Source organism: Leptospira sanjuanensis (assembly GCF_022267375.1).
In the GTDB taxonomy this organism is placed as follows: domain Bacteria; phylum Spirochaetota; class Leptospiria; order Leptospirales; family Leptospiraceae; genus Leptospira; species Leptospira sanjuanensis.
Genome location: NZ_JAIZBH010000001.1, coordinates 2,854,619 through 2,867,861, shown reverse-complemented (window position 1 = coordinate 2,867,861; position 13,243 = coordinate 2,854,619). Strand labels below are relative to the sequence as shown.

The 13,243-nt window shown below is 46.7% G+C and carries 6 protein-coding genes; 5 read left to right on the top strand and 1 reads right to left on the bottom strand.

Annotation, left to right across the window (positions count from 1 at the left end):
- The first annotated feature begins 215 nt into the window (after positions 1-215).
- The 3 genes from LFX17_RS12825 to LFX17_RS12815 all read left to right on the top strand — a co-directional run bounded on the left by LFX17_RS12825 (position 216) and on the right by LFX17_RS12815 (position 6,452).
- Entirely contained in the window at positions 216-1,340 is a 1,125-nt protein-coding gene (locus LFX17_RS12825) for an Lcl C-terminal domain-containing protein (RefSeq protein WP_238746993.1), read from the top strand.
- A 114-nt stretch (positions 1,341-1,454) separates the two neighbouring features.
- The gene (locus tag LFX17_RS12820; protein ID WP_238730600.1) at positions 1,455-5,426 is read left to right on the top strand and encodes a PAS domain S-box protein; all 3,972 of its coding nucleotides are present in this window, start codon (positions 1,455-1,457) and stop codon (positions 5,424-5,426) included.
- 123 nt (positions 5,427-5,549) lie between these two features.
- Complete coding sequence (locus tag LFX17_RS12815) at positions 5,550-6,452, top strand: tetratricopeptide repeat protein (RefSeq protein WP_238746991.1); 903 nt, start codon at positions 5,550-5,552, stop codon at positions 6,450-6,452.
- A 9-nt stretch (positions 6,453-6,461) separates the two neighbouring features.
- On the opposite strand, the gene LFX17_RS12810 is transcribed toward LFX17_RS12815, so the two are convergent.
- Positions 6,462-8,084, bottom strand: coding sequence for a DUF2079 domain-containing protein (locus LFX17_RS12810; RefSeq protein ID WP_238746989.1), 1,623 nt, complete (start codon positions 8,082-8,084; stop codon positions 6,462-6,464).
- A gap of 269 nt (positions 8,085-8,353) precedes the next feature.
- Between LFX17_RS12810 and LFX17_RS12805 the strand changes: the two genes are divergently transcribed.
- Both LFX17_RS12805 and LFX17_RS12800 read left to right on the top strand, forming a co-directional pair.
- Complete coding sequence (locus LFX17_RS12805; RefSeq protein ID WP_238730597.1) at positions 8,354-9,460, top strand: TMEM43 family protein; 1,107 nt, start codon at positions 8,354-8,356, stop codon at positions 9,458-9,460.
- Between the two features lie 281 nt (positions 9,461-9,741).
- Positions 9,742-13,242 (top strand): hypothetical protein, encoded by a 3,501-nt coding sequence (locus LFX17_RS12800; protein WP_238746987.1) that lies wholly within the window; start codon positions 9,742-9,744, stop codon positions 13,240-13,242.
- The last annotated feature ends 1 nt before the right edge of the window (position 13,243 follow it).

The window sequence follows — 13,243 nt, the reverse complement described above, 5'->3', positions numbered from 1 at the left end:
TCCGTAGAAGTCTTTCCGATCGGTACACATCGAATTTTCGGGAACGTACAACGCGCCCATTTCGGCAAAAAGAAAGACACGTTTAAGTTTTTTCTTGCCGAATTGCCGCGGTTTTTCGACAGTTCGAAATTATAAAAAGACCGATGTCGGTTTAAAATTTTCGTTTGTCAAAAAAATGTTGACCGTCTTTTTGGCGGGTCGGCTAAAATAGAAGTATGAACCGGGTTCTTCTTTTATCCGTGCTTTTGTTTTTGATCGCCTGTGATCCCGGAAAGGAACCATACAATCCCGAAATCCCGTATTCCAAGGCTTGGTGGGACAGCGTGATCGTTCGCTGCGCTCTCGGGCAAAATTCTTCCTGCGTATTTCCTCCGATTCCACCGTCGATTTTTCCGGATAAGATTTCCGATACGGGACAAACGCTCTGTTACGATACAACCACCAATATCTCCTGCGGTAACGGAACCTATCCGCGTCAGGACGGTGACTTCCTGGATCTTCCGTCTAACAGAAGTTATATCGGTCCCACGGCTCACTCGGTTTATACGAACGATTATACGACCTTGGATGCGGTGCGCGGTCTTATTTGGAAAACCTGTGCCGAAGGATTGAGCGGACCTTCTTGCTCGACTGGAACCGCGACCGCGACTACGTACGCAAGCGCGCCGACTTATTGTGCGGCGTTGAACGCGCAAAACTCGGGGGCGGGATATGCGGGAATCACCACTTGGAGGATGCCTTCGATCTTCGAACTCGAACGATTCGCGAATATCGAAAGCAATACGGCCGTGGATTCTTCCGCGTTTCCGGGAAGCCCGAGCGTGAATTTTATTTCCGATACTCCGTATTCGGGAAGCCCTTCCACAACGGGCTGGCATATTCAAATCAACGCGGGTTTTTACGATCAGTTGAATTACGGAATCAGTCCGTATGGAGTTCGCTGCGTTTCGGGAACTTCCCTCTCCACGCCTTCTTACACGAACAACGGTGATGGAACCGTTACGGACAATCGAACCGGTTTGATTTGGCAAGGCGGTGCGGGTTCGGGCGGAACGAACACTTGGCAAGGTGCGCTTAGTTATTGCACCTCTCTTTCTCTCGCGGGAAAAAGTTGGAGATTGCCGAACATCAACGAACTTCTGAGCATCGTGGATTATTCCGGTGTTACTCCTGCGATCAGTTCGACGTATTTTCCGGGAACCGTTTCCCAATACTATTGGAGTTCGTCCACGGCGAGAAACAATCTGACCTACGGATTTGCGATTTTCTTTACGAGCGGGCTTATGGGCGGGAATGGAAAAAGTTCGAACTGGTATCTTCGCTGCGTTACCGGTCCGTAAACGAAACCGAAGCGCGAAAAAATAGAAAATCTTAGGTAAAATGGTTTTTCCTTTTCCGAGTTCTCTTTAATATTTAAACGTCTTTTAAATAGAAGCGGAAACGTCGCCCGACCCATGAAAACCTTAGATTCAAATTTGCTTAATTCCGAATTCTTTCGGCAGATTTTCGAAACCAGTCGGGACGGAATCGCGATCGCAAATCTTGAAGGAAATTTTTTGGAAGCGAATCCGGCCTTTCAGATTCTTACCGGTTATTCTCTGGAAGAACTGCAGAGAATGAGCTTTTGGTCCTTAATTCCTTCCCATTGGAATTCGGTGGAACAAAAAATTTTCGAAGAGAATCTTCTTTCTTCCGGTTATTCTCAGGAATTCGAAAAAGAATACGTTCGTAAGAACGGAAGTCCGATTCCGATCTGCGTCAAGACGTACGTGCTTCAGGACGATTCCAAAAAACCGGTCGCGATTTGGGGAATCATCCGCGACATCTCCGAACAAAAACGAAACGAAGAAGTCCGCGAAAAATTATACGATGAAATTAAGGAAGGCTGGGAAGCTCTGCGGAGAATTTTCGTTCTCAATCCGTTTCCGATGGCGATCTCCGAAATCGGATCGGGAAAACTTCTCGAAGTAAACCGCAAGTTCGGCGAACAGATCGAATACGACCACGATCAACTCGTAGGAAAGACCACCTTGGAACTCGGCGTTTGGTTTTCGCCGCAGGTTCGAGAAACGATCGTCTCGATCATGAAACGCGACGGGTTCGTGGACGGAGTGGAGATTCCGTTTCGAACCACGAAAGGAAAGGAATTTTGGGCGCTCTTTTCCGCGCAGCCGATCGAATACAAAGGAAAGACCGCTCTTTTAAGCATCACCGTTCCGATGACGGATCGGATCAAGGAAGAACGGGAAAAACAAAAACTTTTGGACGAGGTCCGTGAAAAGGAAGAGATCCTCAGTCAGATCTTTCGGATGAATCCGTCCGCGATTACGTTGTCGAAAGAGGACGGTACGTATTTAGAAGTAAACGAAAGGTTTTTGGAATACTTAGGCAAAACAAAAGAGGAAGTATTGAATAAAACCCCTCTCGATCTCGGGTTTTACTACAACCTCGACGATCGGGCTTTGATTTTTCAAAATTTGAGGGAGAAAGGAATCGTACAAAACCTTGAAGTTAAGTTGAAAACTTTCAGCGGCGCGATTAAGACGATCTTATTTTCCGCGAGAATGATCGAATCCTTCGGGGAGAAAAAAATTCTTTCCATCGGTCACGATATTTCCGATCTCAGGGAATCGGCCTCCAATCTGGAAAATCTCGCACAGGAACTCGAAAAAAACAAAAGCCTCTTTCAGAAATTGTTTCAGCTCGTTCCTTCCGCGTTAGTCGTCACCGATTGGGAGGAAAAGACGATCGTCGACGTAAACGAACGATTTCTCGAAATGGCAAAACGCACTCGGGAAGAAGTGATCGGCAAGACGACTCCCGAAATTCATATCTGGGATAAGTCCGGAAATTTCAGAGCCGAAGTCTACGAAGCTCTTTCCAAAACGGGAGAAGTGAAAAATCTCGAATCCGTTTATCAAGCTTCGGACGGGGAAATCGTTCCGATTCTTTATTCGGCGAGAATCATAGAAATCAACGGACGAAAGCAGGTTATCTCTCTTGCGACCGACATCTCCGAAAAGAAAAAGTCGGAGGAAGACCGAAGAAGATTGGACGAAGAACTTCGTCTGAGCAAAGACCTTTTTGAAAAACTCTTTCAACTCACGCCCGCAGCGGTCTCCCTTTCCGAATTGGAAACCGGAATTTATCGACAGATCAATCAGTCTTATTGCGATCTGATCGGTTATACGAGAGAACAGATCATCGGAAAGTCTTCGATGGAACTCGGAATCTGGAGAACTCCGATCGATCGGGCAAAACTCAAAAAGGAATTGGAGGAAAAAGGTTGGACCGCGAGCCTCGAGGCCACGATTCAAACCTCGGACGGGACCGTGAAACACGTATTATCGGGAAACAGAGTTTTCCAGTTGGACGGAAAACCGATGCTGCTCGCGCTCCTCATCGACGTAACGGATAAAAAAGCGATGGAGCTCGAACGGAATGAATATTTCGCAAAGATGCAGGAAAGCAAGGATCTGTTCGAAATGATCTTCGAGATGAATCCCGATACGATTACGATCAACAATCTTTCCGATGGAAGTTACGTTCAAGTCAACGAACGCTTCTCCGAGATGCTCGAATATACCAAAGAGGAAGTGATCGATAACATTCCGATCGACATAGGCATCTGGAACGATCCTCGGGAAAGGGATAAGGTCGTCTCGATTCTCAGAGACGAAGGAATCATCCGAGATTACGAAGTTCAATTCAAAAAGAAAAGCGGAGAGGTCGTCGATACTCTGTTTTCCGCAAGACGAATTAAGATCGGTGAGGAACCGATCGCCATCGCGATCACAAGAGATATAACTCAACAAAAGATCGCCACAAGGGAACGCGAGGAACAAACAAGAAGAATCGCCTTACACGCGCAGGCGCTGATGGAGATAGCGACCGATTCGGAATTCGCGTCCGGAGATCTCGAAGCCGGAATGAAAAAAATCGTTCTTATGGTATCGGAAGTGGCGGATTGCGACCGGGTCGGAATCTGGATCTTTCCGAAAGAAAACCCGAACCTATGGACGATGTTTGCGGGTTGGGATCGGAAAGATCAGACTTATATGTCTCGGGTCGAATTGGACATGTCCGATTATCCGACTTATTTCGAGGCGATTCGAAGCGATCGTTTCGTGGACGCGTCCGATGTGATTCACGATCCGCGAACTGCCGAACTTGCGGAAACGTATAGCAAACCGAACGGGATCAGTTCTCTTCTCGACGCGCCTTTTTTTCTTCGGGGGAAAATCAAAGGGGTAGTTTGTCTCGAACACCGCGGAGAACAGAGACGTTGGAAAGGATATGAAAAACAATTCGTCGTCACGGTCGCCGAACAAGTCACTCAGCTTTTATTGAATGCGGAAAGAAAGGAAGCCAAGGAAGAATTGGAAAAGGCCGTCAAGGTGAGAACTTCCGAATTGGCAAAGGCTTTGGAGAATCTTCAGAAAACTCAGGAACAACTGATTCTTTCCGAAAAAATGGCCGCGCTCGGACAACTCGTCGCGGGGATCGCACACGAGATCAACAACCCGTTAGGCGCAATCGCGGCCCTCAGCGGCGAACTCCGCGCGTATTTGAATTCTTCCGCGGATCGAATGGAAACGTTGAGTCCCGAGTTCGGGAAGGCGAGTTCGGAATTCATTCACGATCTTTCGGAATTGATCCGCAGAGGGATCGAAAGTAAGGAAGCGATGTTATCCCGAGAAAACAAAAAGGCCGCGATGGCTTCGATCAAATCGAAGTTGATCGAGTTGGGATTCGAGAATCCGCACGATATTGCGGATCGCCTTTTGGACAACGGACTTCCACTTGCATTGGAAGAATTCTCCCCATTGTTTTCCGATCCGGCGCGTTATCCGTTGATCAAATTCGCATTGGAAGAAATTCATACGTATCGAAATATCCTATCGATCCGATTGGCGGTGGACCGTACTTCCAAAATCGTATATGCTCTTAAAAACTACGCGCATATCGATACGGAGGAAAGCAGAGGAAAGGTTCTCACCGATCTTGCGGAGAACATCGAAACCGTTCTAACGATCTATCATAATAAAATCAAAAGCGGTGTGGATGTGGAATTGGACTTTCCGACCCGACCTACGATCGAAGCCTATCCGGACGATCTTGTGCAGGTTTGGACCAATCTCATCTACAACGCGTTGCAGGCGATGCGGTTTAAAGGAAAGATCAAAATTTCCATCGGAGATCGAAAGGACGAAGTCAAGGTTTCCATTCAAGACAATGGACCCGGGATTCCGTCCGACGTGCGAGAAAAGATATTCGATCCGTTTTTTACGACCAAAGGACCGGGAGAAGGAAGCGGCTTAGGTTTGGATATTTCCAGAAGGATCGTAAAAAAACACGAAGGAAGAATCGAGCTCGAATCGGAACCGGGTAGAACTATCTTTCATGTGATTCTTCCCAAAAAATAAATTTAGGTTTTCGATCAATCCGGCTTTTCTATTTCGAAAAAAAACGGAAAATCCGAGCGGGTTTCGGAAATTTTTTGTTCAATAAAAAGTTGAATTCTCGAGGAATTTGATTTCTATTACCTGATGGCAAATAGAATACTCGGTTGGTTTTTAATCCTCGGAATTATCATTCTTCTTCTTAGCATCGTATTTCCCGGTTCAAAAGAACCGAATCCGAACGATCCCGCCGTCGTCGCTCAACCTTCTTGGATCGAAAACGCTCTCAGCGGAATCCTCACCGCCGTTCAGGAAATCAAAACGAGCATGGCTTCTTCCGGTTCCGCCGATTCTTCCGATACGAACGTGCCTTCCTCCACCGGCACAACCTCCGGAGAAGATCCGAGCGAGGTTTTTAATCGTGCGTATCAAGCCAACGAACGGGGAGAATATCAAAAGGCCGTCGAAGAATATTCCAAATATCTGGAATTGGTTCCGGGGGACGCTTCCGGTTATTACAACCGCGGTCTTGCGCGTTATACCATGAAACAATACGAAGATGCGGTTAAGGATTTCGATAAGGCGGTCGAGTTGGATCCGAACAAAACGTCAGCCTATCTTTACAAAGGATACGGAAACGAGATGATCGACGATTGTATGCAGGCGATCGAAGATTTTCAAAAGGCGATCGATCTCGGTGAAAATAAAAACTCGGAACTCTACGGACATAAGGCGCGCTGCGAAAACAAGGACGAGGATTATACGGCGGGTTTGGAGTCGGCGCGGAAAGCCGTGAACTTGGATAAGAAGAACGCATACGCGCTTTTCGAGCTCGGTTACGCGCAATACGCGCTCGGGAAATATGCGGAAGCAGTAGCGAGTTATTCGAAGACCTTGTCGTTCAATCCGAACGACGAAGTCGCGTATCACAACCGCGGTCTTGCGTATGTTTTTTTAAAAAAGACACCGCTTGCTTGTAAGGACTTTCGAAAGTCTTTGGATCTCGGATACCAAGATTCCGGCAAACGTTTGAAGGAATATTGTAAGTAAGAATCGCTTTTAACGTTTCGGACTTGCACTTCGCCTATACAAACCGAAATTTTTCGTGGTTAAAACGGGTTCGATCTTTCCGTTGCGAACGTCTCTCTGAATTCTTTGCAAAATCAGTTCCGAGGAAAGATACGCAGAATTGTATCGATGATCGAGCACGATCCATTCTTTCCATTCCCTGTTTTCCCGGATCGGATATACCGGATTGTCCGGCGAAACGAACGGAGAAAGATGAAATCCTGCCGATACGGAATTTCCCGCGGGAATCGATTTTAAAACTTCTTCGAGTTCTTTCGCTTTGCTCGTTTGCGGTTGCAAGGGAATCGGATATTCGTTTTCTTTCGCGTTTCTGTAAACGCTGAATGCGAAAGTTAAAAGAAGAAGAACGAAAATTTTCCGTTCTTTCGGAATTCGTTTTAAAAATCCGATACGGCGGATAAAAGAAGATTCGGATTCTCGCGAAGGTTTGAAATCGTTTCCGGCATTTTGAATCCAAGTGGAACCGGTTCTTAAAAAAAGAATCAAAAACGGAATCAAAGGATATACGTAATAGCTGTAGAGATCCCGAACCCACGGATGCACCGAAAGTCGAAACGCGGAATACAAACAGAAAAACGGAACCAGCAACCATCCTCCGGTCCAATTCCAAAATCCCCATTCCAGGCTGAGATCCCGAACTCCTTTCCAATAAGAGTAAATACTTTCCGGTTTTTGAATATACGAAAACGCGGCCCAAAGCGGATTTGCAGCCGCTTGTCCCCAATATTCTTTCCAGTTTCTTTGTGCGGAACTTCCCGCAAGTCCGCTTAAATACGGGCGGATGAGAAAAGAATAAATAAGACAGACGCTCAAAACGAAAATCCATTCTTTTCTTTTCCGCGGATCGGCAAGTAGGAGTCCTGCGGAAAGTGCGGCCAAGTAAAAAGAAAGGTCTTCTTTAATTCCTAAAAAGAAAACGAGTCCGAGAACGGTCATCCAATGTTTTTCTTTTTGAACGCCGATTAAAACGCATAGGATCGAGAAAGGAACCAAGGCTTCAAAGTGAAGGGAATGTCCAAGCCGATACAAGCCGGAAGAACCGGCCCAAAGCAAAGAAGCACAAAGAGCAATTTCTTTCGGGACGGAAGAGGCCAGGAGATAGAAATACAAAAGAGGAATCGAAATCGAGATAAAGAAAAAAACTCCGATTCCTAAACCGAGAGGGGAGCCGAACGACATCGCAAAAGGCGCTAACAGAAGAATTCCGGGCGACATGTGATGCGAAAGAAAATTCGCATTCTCTTCGGTTCCATAGTATTGCGTTTGAAAAAACGTTTTGTCGATTCCCGGAAGAATCATTCTAAACTGAGCCGCGTAATCCAAGTCGCCTAACAGAAACGACTCGGCCGCCCTTTGCGTGTAAAAAATTCCTTCCGCGAAAACGAATGCGGACCAATACGAGATGAAAACGATCGGTGAAATTTTTAAGGAACGAAAAAAAGGATGTCCGTATTTCCGGTCCGCCCAATGCAAAAACACGCAAAGAATCAAAATCCCTGCGAGTGAAAATCCGCCCAAGCCCTTGCTCCCGAACAAGATCTGAATCGGAAGATATAAAAGAAAGAACGGAAGGAATGAAACTGACACGGACATCTTCGTTTTATCCAAATCTCATTTCTTCTTTTTAAATTCTTCCGAAAAAAGGTTTTTTGTAACGAACGACGAAAAAGTTCGGCTCGTTTTCTTTCGCACGACGGTTCTAAATTCTTCCCATTTCCGAATCGGATTTGGATAAAAAATTATTTACAAACCTTGGATTCCCCGGAAACTCTCACAGCTTACAGCCGCGCCCATAGATCGGATTCGTGCATTAAAAAGAAGCGCGGCTGCAAATTCTCACCAACAACGAAAGGAGAAAAAAAATGGCGTTTGAAAGCCCGGACGGAATGTCCTCAACGGAGAGTGTAGGTTTCCTATCTCAAATGGGAAATTCGTTTAAGAGTATTCTTACAGGAATCGTCTTGTTACCGGTGTCGTTTATCATTATTTACAACGTGGAAACCTGCGAACAGGCGAGCGCCGCGTTGAAGAACGCGGTTCCGGCGGGCCAGGCAAAAGAAGGTCAGCCTTCTTACGTGACGGGAACCTTAAAGGCGAACTCGCTCGGAGGAGAATTCGTAAAATCGGGTCCGTATATTTCGTATGCGGTGAGTTCCGAAGTGTATGCTTGGGACGAAGAAGTAAAGACCGAAGGTTCGGGGAGCAATAAGAAAGAAGTGAGAAACTGCGTTTTGGAATGGACTTCTTCACCCGAAAACCCTTCCAGCTTTAAGCTCTCCGGTTGTCGTGCGAAAGCGTTTCATAGAAAATCCGTAAAAGACCAATCGGATTCCGCGAACGGCGGAACGATCACCGCGGAAGGTAAGAATTACTCGGTGAATTTAAGCGACGTCGATTTCACTTCACAAGTTTCTTCGAGAGACGCGAACGAGGACGAAATCATTTCCAACGGTTTCGTATATGCGGACGGTTATCTCCATAGTTCCAAGGCTTGTGCTGAAACCGAAAAGGAAGGATGCGAACGAGTGAAGGTTTCCGTGACTCCGATTCCGGAAGGTGATATGACCTTTATCGGAGACGTGAAGGGTTCAAAAGTCGGTCAGTTCACTTCTTCGGAAGGAAATAAATTCTTGAACGCGAGCGTGGGAGGTTTTGCGGAAACGATGGCGGATATCAAGTCCGATGACAACACGATGAAATGGGTCGGAAGATTTGTCGGCTTTCTGGCGATGTTCGGGAGCTTTACGATGATGGCCGGTCCTTTGACTTCTTTACTCAGCTTTATTCCGTTTCTTGGAGATTTGGGTAGCGGTCTGATCAAGGTCGTTTTAGGTGTGATCGCCTTTGTCATTACGGCAATCACCATTCTTCTGATTAAATTCTGGTATATTTGGCTGGTTCTCCTTTTGGGAGGAATCGGATATGCGATCTACAAGAAGAAATACGCGCCTCAAAGCGCCGGTGCCTAGGTTTTCCATCGATTTTTAAATCGGAGAAGGGCCGGTCTTCCGTCCTAGGGAGACCGGCCCTTTTTGTGTCCAGAAGCCCTTGCCCTTAATATAACAATCGTTATTTTAAATATGAGCTTTTTATCATATACTGTAGCGATCGATATAAAATTTGAACGATTGATATAAAAAAACAATTGCATATATTCCCAAAATAATTAGAATTTAGTATATATATAAATCTCCGTAACGAACGTTACAGGGAAATGCCTCCAGGGAAACCGACGAAGAGGATCTTAGGGATGAATTTGAAAACAAACAGCAATCGAAAGTCGAACTTTGCCCTCGCTCTTTCAGAAAATAGAATTCTATTTTATAGAATTCTAATGGCTTTTCCGATTACGCTCCTCTTAGTTCTCGGATGTAAGCCGCAATCCACCAAATACGACACCAATATTTTCTTTGATAACGTCAATTCATACGATGGAATTTCCCTATTTACTGTTTTGAACGGATTCCCCGTTCTCAAAAGCTTTTTTGTCAGTTTAGATCCCGTCGATTTCAACAAGGCTTTGGGAGATAACCTCGCCAAAGCAAGCCGGGAAGACAATCTCGGAACCCTCCGCGCCGCCCAGTCGGCGCTTTTGGTCAGCCGTTCCAGCATACAAACCTTGAGTTCCGACGGCGCCTCTTTGATCGAAAAAATGGAAACCACGAACCCCGGAGCTTACGACGCCGTTCAGCCCCTTTTTGAAAAAATCCGCGCGTATCCGAAACCGGTGGTTCGGAATCTTCTTCCGATTTCGGCTAACGCGATTCGTCAGGAATATCTTTCCAAAACGAAGGATCAAGTCACTCAGTCTATTCAACAATTTGCATCCGATTTAAAAAGCACAAGCACGCGCGATCTTTTAGTGGAGATCGAAGACGTCGGTTACAAGGGTTTGGTCGCAAACGCAAACGCAAGGGCGGGAGTGGAAAGTCTTTTGAACGGTTTTTTTGATCCGGTGTTGGTTGCGGATCGGTCCCTCAAAGACGGTTTTATTTCCATCATCTACGACTTGGGCGAAATGATGTTCAAACGCGCGGGCTTCAGCGATTTCAAGACTCCGAACACCGCGATGAAAGAATTGGTTTTCAATTTGGATAAGTATTTCACGGCGGGAGGAGCGCAATACAACGCGGATTACAGCGATCCTCTACATCCTGCGGAACTGAAATCGTTTCTAATGGAATCGTTTCAGATCGTTCGCAGTCTTTTGGATACGGGAACGTTAACCGCAACACCGGTCAATCTTTTGCAAAAAACGGCGGAAAATCTGGCTTTGTTGGATTTTGCCGTTGCACCGTCCAACGTGGACAATTCTCTCAAGGAATTGATCCGAATCGACGCGGACGGTAAGGACCGCGCCTACGACGGAACGAGCCGTTCCATGTCCGCTCTCGAAACCCTCTTTGTCGTTCTAACGATCGCTAATAACTACGGCTTTAGCTGGAATACCACAGCCACAGGGAACGATTGGATCAATGGAACCACGGGCGGAGAATTGACCGTAGGGGACGCGATTCATTCCTTAAGGTCGGTGATGGGTTCTCCGGATTCATTCAATTTTAAGAATATTACAAATTTAAGTAAGGCCAGCAATAAGGTCTTTCGGGACGGCGCGGTTCATTCTTTCGATTTGAACAGCCGCGTTCTTTCCCTTTTGGAGGACAATGCGAGAGGGATTACCGCTCCCGTTACCGATCCGGCCGCGGCGAACTTCGATCGCGTTTACAACAAAACGCTTCCCTGGGCTCTGAATTGGATCAAACGCGTGACCTACGGCGGATACGGACCTTATTACAACAAAAAACGCCGAGACGGTGCGGGAAATTATCTTTCTCCGGACGGAACGATCACAAGAAATAACGACCTGAGCGAAACTCTCTTCCAGCCGACTTGGCAGACGCATAGCTACGAGGTTCAGTTGAATCTGCCCGCTCCGAATAACACGAAATACGTCGGGTTGCGCGGTAATTATCAGAACGGAGCGAACGTTCCGAATACGTTTTATACGATCTCCGAAATTCAAAAGACCGATTCCCAGCGTGCGGTGGACAGCGACGAAGAAGCGTTCTACAAAAATCTCCAGTGGCTTTTGTATGAAAAACGTTTTGTCGCCGTTCTTCCCGTTCGCGCTAAACTTGCGGCCACGGTCGCCTTCGAAGAGGCTTTGTTTATCACCGCGATCGGAAACGGTCTCGTGGGGATGCTCAATCTCAAACCGAACTGCAATCCTACTTCCTGTGCGGCGGACAACGGCCGCTGGACCATCGACAACGCGAACTACGTTAAAACATACAGCGCCGCCGGTTCCGATCTTACCTATCTTTCCAGCATTCCGGGAGATTCGGTGATGCTTTTGGAAGGTTGGGGTTTCGGCGCCGACGGTCAACAGGCGTTTCAAGTTACGTTCGTTTATCCTGCGCTTTGGTCCCTGATCGTTCCGAGTCCGGAATTGATTTACGGGATGCTTCCTCCCGTGATTTCGCTGAACGTTCCCGTTTTGGAACGATTGGGTTTTACGACCTCCACGAAAGTGATTCCGGATCTTGTGAACAGCAATTGGAGTCAGAGAAACACCCTTACTCCTCTCGTTGTCGCATTAGCAAAAGCGATGGACGATCAGGTCTCGGGTCAACAGACCGCCGGATTCAAAAATCCTTATACACTTCTTACCAACCTTTCCGAAATTCTTTCCAGACCTCTCGTGTTCTTCGGTCCCGATACGACCGCGACCAATCCTACGAATCCGACGCCTCCGAGTTTTACGCAGGTTCGTATCGTGGGAATGGCGGACGGTTTTCGGAATCCGGTCGCTTCGGTGATGGAATACTATCCGATCACGAGTTCGGGGGCTCAGGAATATAGAACCTTGATCAGCGTTCTTTCCGAAAACACGAGACGCTTTCAAGACGGGGCTTTGAACTTAATCGGTAAAACGCAGCTTCTTACCGGCCTTACGAAATTCTTAGGTCAACTCGGTCTTCCGGCTAACGTGAACGTTAAGACGAAGGTCTTTAACGGTTTGAAACTCGTGATGGGGGAAATCAAACTTACGGCGGAAACTCCGACAGCGACCCAGTTCAACATCGAGATTAAGTTCACGGAATGGAGAGATAAAGTTGCGAACTATCCGACCGTCAACGGAACGAACATATTCGATCCTTTGTGGAACGGTGTGGACGACGTCGTGAATTTGTTTAAGGATTATCTTTCCAGAAGTTCCGGCTGGTCGATCGTTGCGAGTTTGGATTTTCTTCTGAACCTTCTCTTGGATATTTCTCCGAGCAGCGCCGACATTACGCAATTGTTGAATTTGGCTTCTTCCCTTTTTTACAACGCGGATAATACGAGATCGTATACGATCACCAACATTCTCACGCAAAGCCTCCCTCCCGTTCTGGAAGCGATGTCTCCGTATGGAAGACCCTTGTATGGAACGGGGTATTATCTCGCTGAGAGCGGCGGTTTTTTCAGTTATCTTGAATCGAAGATGTTTATGAATCCTTCCTTTGCGGTGAGGGATCTGTTCGCAGACGTGAAAAATTTCTTAAGGTCGGATATCATTCAGAACAAGGAAGATACGAACCGTTCGTTTTTATTTTCGACGGGAACCTTGATCCGTCAGATGGCGGATATCTATCAGGTGGGAAGAAAATTCTCACCCGTCGGTTTTTACATGTATGACAATTGGAACAACGATCAACCTACGTCGACGTTGTGGGACGATATGAACTTTATGTTTTCGGTGCAGTAGT

Bases quoted from the DNA above. Each gene is read 5' to 3' on its own strand.
- LFX17_RS12805 (WP_238730597.1), top strand. From the start codon at position 8,354: ATGGCGTTTGAAAGCCCGGACGGAATGTCCTCAACGGAGAGTGTAGGT.
- LFX17_RS12815 (WP_238746991.1), top strand. From the start codon at position 5,550: ATGGCAAATAGAATACTCGGTTGGTTTTTAATCCTCGGAATTATCATT.
- LFX17_RS12825 (WP_238746993.1), top strand. From the start codon at position 216: ATGAACCGGGTTCTTCTTTTATCCGTGCTTTTGTTTTTGATCGCCTGT.
- LFX17_RS12800 (WP_238746987.1), top strand. From the start codon at position 9,742: ATGAATTTGAAAACAAACAGCAATCGAAAGTCGAACTTTGCCCTCGCT.
- LFX17_RS12810 (WP_238746989.1), bottom strand. From the start codon at position 8,084: ATGTCCGTGTCAGTTTCATTCCTTCCGTTCTTTCTTTTATATCTTCCG.
- LFX17_RS12820 (WP_238730600.1), top strand. From the start codon at position 1,455: ATGAAAACCTTAGATTCAAATTTGCTTAATTCCGAATTCTTTCGGCAG.